Consider the following 6,000-nt stretch of genomic DNA (forward strand, 5'->3'; position numbering starts at 1 on the left):
AAAAGGAATTTGTATCTTAGTAGATATAATTTATCTCGCTCTCATGTTTAAATTTTTGATTACATTATTAGTTGCTTTTGGATTGATTAGTTCTGCAAATGCTGCTACTGGCTGTATTCTTACTTCCAACAAGACGAAAATTTATACTTCATTAATAAGTGGTACTAATTATAGAAGTACGACTTCTTCTACCTCACCTGCAGGTTGTACATATAAACAAACAGGAGGTTCATGCACTGTAGCTAATGCAGGTCCAGCACTTTTAGGCACTACTACTAATTTAGAGTGCCCAATTGATGATTATGTTTGGTTAATTATGCTGACTTTAGGTGGATTGGGTTTTGTTTACATCCGCAAGAAAAACTTGATTTTAAATTAGTTTAATTAATGCTTCATAATAGTTTTCAAAAGCTTTTTCTTCTGTTGCTAGAAAAAGAAAAGGTTCAATGAGCTCTAACTCCATTAATAAAAACTCGTTATTTACTACCGCACCGTCAACTCGGGCATACAAACAACCTTTTGCAAATTGATCTACATACTGTTGTGCAGTTGCTAATAAATGTTGAGGCGGTTGTTGCGGATGAATTGTTCCACCAAAAGTATGTTGTACTCTAAAATCTCCAGCTTTTGCTTTTTTCAATAAAGCATGACTAAATTCTCCTCCAAAAAATAGAAATGACCATTCCCCGGTTTCTTCAATTTGAGTTAAAAAGGGTTGAAGAATAAAATCCTCTTCCTGTAGTAGATCATTTAGTTTTATGCTCGTTTCTTCAGCATTTGCTGCGGTAACTTTAAATGTATTTTTAGAACCTCCACTTACTGCTGGTTTAACAATTAGTTTATCCGTGGTTAGTTTTTCAAAGTACTCTTGTAAGTTAATTTTTTGTCCTTTATTAATAAAAATACTTTTTGTTATTTTCAATCCAGCTTTTTCAATGTCATGCAAATAGTGTTTGTCTGCATTCCATTTTACAATATCAATCGGATTTAAAAGTCTGATGTTTTTGCTTTCTAAAGTTGCTAGCCATTTATAAAAATCGGTTATTAAATCAAAATAATCCCAAGGTGATTTTAGAATAGCCAAGTCATAGTCTTCCCAAATAATTTGTGGGTCATTCCAAATTACTTTTTCAATCTTTAAGTTCTTCGATCTAAGAAACCTTAAAAGAGAGTCATCTTCATTTTCAGCAGTTGGAGAGGTATAAGCACCTTTATCCTGATAAGTTATGAGGGCAATATTCATGTAATTGGTTTGAGTTTCGAAGGTAAGAAATTTCTCTTTCAGGTTATTAAAACAAATTTAGTTGTGCACTTGGTATGCTAAATAAAGAACTGTCTAATTCAATGTTTTCTATATTTAGTTTGTTAAGTTTGCAATGCAATTTGAATGTGTTTCTAATCATTTCCGCAAAATTCCCTTCACCACGCATCCTAGTTCCAAAACGACTATCGTTTACATTTCCATTATGGCAATTTTGTATCTGATGCCACACTTTGTCAAATCGATCTGGGAAATTTTTGCGCAACCAGTCTTCAAATATTTTGTTAATTACCCCATTTAATCTAACCACAGTATAACCAGCACGCTTTGCACCATTAGCAGCACTCGCTTTTAAAATTGCAGGAATTTCGTAATCATTTAATCCTGGAATCATAGGCGCTGCCATTACGCCAGTTGGCAAGCCTACCTTACTTAATTCTTCAATAATTTTTAAGCGTTGTTTAGCAGTAGTCGTTCTTGGTTCGAGTTTTAAGCGTAATTTTTCATCTAAACTCGTAATAGAAACATACACCATGGCTAATTTCAGCTTTGCCATTTCTTGCAGAATATCTAAGTCTCTTAAAATCAAAGCATTTTTTGTAATCATAGCAATGGGTTGCTTGTACGCTAATGCGATTTCTAAAAGTTGGCGAGTGAGTTTGAATTTTCGCTCCGCAGGTTGGTAGCAATCCGTATTACCAGATAGAGATATAGGACAGGCATCCCAACTTTTTCGTTCTAAAAAGTTCTTGAAAAGTTCGGGTGCATCTTTTTTAACGATTATTTTTCGTTCGAAATCTAAGCCAGCACTAAAACCCCAATATTCATGAGAATTACGAGCATAACAATAAATGCAGCCATGTTCACACCCTTGGTAAGGATTTAACGAATAAGCCATGCCCACATCTGGGCTATCAACTTTGTTGACAACAGATTTAGATTTTCCGATGATGAAGGTTGTTTTAGTGTTCGGCTCTTCCCAATCATCAATGCCTTCTGGATGTTCTTTTGCTAAAGAATTTTTAAGAAATTTATTGGATGTGTTAAACTGTGCGCCCCGTCCATTTAAATAGCTATCTTGATTTTCTTCATTGCTCATGAATTAAAATTACTAATATTTTTAGCAATTCTAATTTTGAATTTTCAACAAAATGTTTATTAATTTAATACGGCCGTTTTCGTTTTCTCAAGCAGAATTTCTTGTTCTTGGACCTTTACTACAACTTCATCTAATGTTTGCGAGTTGGGCACGAGATAAATTGCGCCGAAATCTTTACTCTTTATTTTCTGAATTTAGGAGAGAAATAGTTGCATTAGCTATTGCTTGTTGAGTTTCATTTAGAATTTTCCCATTTATTTTGAAAGAGAGTGTTTGGGCTAACAAAGTGAAGTTTGTTAGCAAGAAGGCAAAAACGAAAAGTATGATTCTAAAAGCGTGCATTTAATATTTTTATATATTACTAAAATGAAATTTAAAATAAAAAAATATTCAATTGTAACTACAATGCTGTAATTTTTAGGGGATAGGCAAACGTTTAGCTAAAGGAATATAATCCATTGGAACCATGTCGGCCACTTTTTCATAAGCCCAAAATCCTTCAAATAGAAGAGAACGAGAATCTAAAATTCCTCCGCCTTCGTAAAAACGAATTGGACCATCTGTGAGTTTAGCTACAGAAAGCTCATAATCTGGAATGTATAAAGGCCTAAAAATCCAAAAACCGGAGTTAGAATATGCTGTCGATTCTCTTTCTTTGGTATACATTACACATAAAGAATTAGTGTAATTTAACAGCTTTAAATCTTTATTATAATAATGTACTAAGGTATCTGGAAGCACTTCTGCGTTATTAAATTTATCTATGAATTTTGGCAATGCTTGTTGTTTTTGCCAATATGCTAATAATGAAGTATCAATTTTAGCAGCGTTTTTTCTTATGCCAGTTTTTCCTGGCGGATTTTTAAGTGCCAAAATATTTTTATTGATGACACTATCTGGAGCTCGATTTTGGTTAGGTACTTTTATTATTTTATTGATAATAAAGCCTTCTGCTTGACTAGTACCTTTATAAAGTGATTTGAAAAAATGTTGCGCAGAACCATAATAAGCAATTTCTCTCAAATCAATATATTTTTTATTTTTTGCGTTGGATGCCTTTAATTCCTCAAAGAAAGGTTTGCCAGCATAGTAAATAATATTCGTGCGCTTGTTATATTCAAAATAATCCAGCATGTATTTTATTCTGTAGCCAAGAGCTTTGTTCTCTATAATTAAAAACTCATCCGTTTTAACAGTTAATGTACTTGTTGTAATATCATAATCAACTCTTAACACTTGTGGATTTATTATTTTACAAGCTTTAGCGTTTGGCGATGTTCCAATAAAATATTGTTTAAACTGATTGATATATTTTTGTCGATTAGGATCAACTCGAATTACGACTTCATTTAGCATTACTGCATTTTCTTTTAACACAAACTCTACCTGAACTGATTTATCAGAAATGATAATGTTTTTTGAGAAAGGAAGATAACCCATCATTTGCACTAAAATATCATAGCTACCAGGTTTTAAGTTTGGGAGTCGAAATTTACCTTCAGCATCTGTAGCGGTAGCAATCTTATATCCACTCACATACACACCAGCTCCAGGCAAAGTTTCCTTATTGTCTTTAACAACACCTGTTATGGAAAAAGTATTCTGGGAAAAGCCTTGAGTACTCAAAAATAAAATAATACAGGATAGCAAGAGCGCTCTAAACATGGCAACTAATGTAGTAAATCGGCCATATATTATTTAATAAAGAGGAGAGATTTAACTTTTTTAACATTTGTTATTTCTTAGTCGTAGGGATATAATCCATAGGAACTAAATCCGCAACTTTTTCATAAGCCAAATAACCTTTGTAAAGTAAACTTCTGGGATCAAATATACCACCGTTTGCATAAAAGCGAACAGGAGGTTCTAGTAAATCAATAACAGAAATTTGATAATTACCCAAGTCTGGGGGACGAGATTGCTTAAATCCTGAGCTATTATATGAAGATGTTTCTAGTTCGTTTTTGTAAATGATATATAAAGCATCTTTATAATTCATCATTTTTAAGTTGGCATTAAACGATTTTACTAAAGTATCTATTAAAACATCTCCACGGTTTAATGTATTTACCTCTTTGGGTTCATTTCTTTGCTTCAACCAATACGATAATGAATCAGTTCCATTAAATGTAATTACTCGATTTAATCCATTTTGTCCACTAGTTAATCTTTTAATAGTCGCATTAATCAAGCTATCAGGTTTTCTTCCAGGATTTGGAATTGTACCTAATTTATTAATAACAAAACCTTCTTCCTTAATTCTATTTGCATACAATGATTTGAAAAAATGTTGAATTGAACCATTATAAGCGATTTCTCTATTCTTTTTCCATTTTTTTTGTTTAACACTTCCACCTTTAAGCTCTTCGAAAGATGAAAGACCTGCATAATAAATAATCTTAGTTCTATAATTATACTCAAAGTTTTTTAGCAAATATTTTATGCGATACCCTAATGCTTTGTTTTCAATTAGTAGAAAATCACTTGCTTGTATAGTTAATGTACTGTTTGTAATGTCATCATTTATACCTAAAACATTAGTGTTTAGTATTTGACACTCATTTGCATTAGGAGTTTTTCCAATAAAAAAATCTTTAAATAAAGCGATATAATATGCTCTATTTGGGTCTGGCTTAATCACCACTTCGTTAAGTAAAGTTGTATTTTCAGTTAGTAAAACATCAATATTTATAGATTTATTAGAGATGATTACATTTTTAGAGTAGGGAAGATAACCTATCATTTGAACTAAAATATCGTAATTACCAGGTGCAAGTTTTGGCAATGCAAATTGTCCATCACTATTAGTTGATGTAGCTATTTTGTAACCACTAATGAATACAGAAGCACCAGGAAGCGTTTCGTTTTTGTCTTTAACAATTCCAGTAATAGAATAGGTGTTTTGGGCAAAAGAAGAAATGCTAATACAAATAATCAGTATAAAATTTAACAGCAATTTTTTAACCATACTGTAAATTTAACTAAATAATTAGGTGTTAAAAAATAAAATAAATGTGACAATAGAAAAGGGGAATTTATCCTAGCAATTCTTTTGCATTTTGTAAAGCAGATGCTCCTGGATTTTTACCACTTAACATTTCTGCAATAGCGTGAATTCTTTCGTCTGAGTTTAGCTTGCGAATACCAGTAGTTGTTTTATTGTTTTCTTCATTTTTATACACAAAGTAATGTGAATTGCCTTTAGCCGCAATTTGAGGTAAATGAGTAATAGATAACACCTGCATATTCTCACCCAAACTTGAAATTACTTCGCCTACTTTTAATGCGGTTTCACCGGAAATACCCGTATCAATTTCATCAAAAATTAAAGTCGGGAGTGAAGTGTGCTTTGCTAAAAGTGCTTTAATAGCTAACATTAATCTTGATAATTCACCACCAGATGCAACCTTATGCACAGGCGCAGGCTCTTGTCCAGCATTAGCAGTAAAAAGTAAAACAATTTCATCTAAACCATCTTTATTCAAGTCGGTTAACGAGTTTTGATTTAAAACCAATTTGGCATTTGGCATACCAACTTGTTTTAATGTTAATGTAGTTTGCTCTTCAACTAATTTAATAGCTTTTTTACGATTTAAACTTAACTCATTTGCTTGGTTAGTTAATTCAGTTGTAAGCAAAG

Annotated in this window: 5 protein-coding genes and 1 pseudogene; 1 reads left to right on the forward strand and 5 read right to left on the reverse strand. The window is 32.1% G+C overall.

Going from position 1 to position 6,000, the window contains the following annotated elements; all coding sequences use genetic code 11:
• Positions 1-43 precede the first annotated feature (43 nt).
• Positions 44-379: a hypothetical protein gene (locus tag WC622_RS11355; RefSeq protein WP_372819811.1), complete on the forward strand. Its 336-nt coding sequence runs from the start codon at positions 44-46 to the stop codon at positions 377-379.
• On the opposite strand, the gene WC622_RS11360 is transcribed toward WC622_RS11355, so the two are convergent.
• From WC622_RS11360 to WC622_RS11380, 5 genes and pseudogenes are all read right to left on the reverse strand, one after another.
• Positions 371-1,243, reverse strand: a complete 873-nt coding sequence (locus WC622_RS11360) for a RimK family alpha-L-glutamate ligase (protein ID WP_372819812.1) — start codon at positions 1,241-1,243, stop codon at positions 371-373. The genes WC622_RS11355 and WC622_RS11360 overlap by 9 nt on opposite strands.
• A 46-nt stretch (positions 1,244-1,289) precedes the next feature.
• Entirely contained in the window at positions 1,290-2,360 is a 1,071-nt protein-coding gene (locus WC622_RS11365) for a PA0069 family radical SAM protein (protein ID WP_372819813.1), read from the reverse strand.
• 417 nt (positions 2,361-2,777) lie between these two features.
• Complete coding sequence (locus WC622_RS11370) at positions 2,778-3,986, reverse strand: carboxypeptidase-like regulatory domain-containing protein (protein ID WP_372819814.1); 1,209 nt, start codon at positions 3,984-3,986, stop codon at positions 2,778-2,780.
• A 109-nt stretch (positions 3,987-4,095) separates the two neighbouring features.
• Positions 4,096-5,328, reverse strand: a complete 1,233-nt coding sequence (locus WC622_RS11375) for a carboxypeptidase-like regulatory domain-containing protein (RefSeq protein ID WP_372819815.1) — start codon at positions 5,326-5,328, stop codon at positions 4,096-4,098.
• 67 nt (positions 5,329-5,395) lie between these two features.
• A pseudogene (locus WC622_RS11380) lies at positions 5,396-6,000 on the reverse strand (DNA repair protein RecN); the annotation flags it as partial.

This window comes from Pedobacter sp. (genome assembly GCF_041662865.1).
Lineage (GTDB): Bacteria > Bacteroidota > Bacteroidia > Sphingobacteriales > Sphingobacteriaceae > Pedobacter.

Coding starts and splice junctions, on each gene's coding strand:
- WC622_RS11355 (WP_372819811.1), top strand. CDS start 44: ATGTTTAAATTTTTGATTACATTATTAGTTGCTTTTGGATTGATTAGT.
- WC622_RS11365 (WP_372819813.1), bottom strand. CDS start 2,360: ATGAGCAATGAAGAAAATCAAGATAGCTATTTAAATGGACGGGGCGCA.
- WC622_RS11375 (WP_372819815.1), bottom strand. CDS start 5,328: ATGGTTAAAAAATTGCTGTTAAATTTTATACTGATTATTTGTATTAGC.
- WC622_RS11360 (WP_372819812.1), bottom strand. CDS start 1,243: ATGAATATTGCCCTCATAACTTATCAGGATAAAGGTGCTTATACCTCT.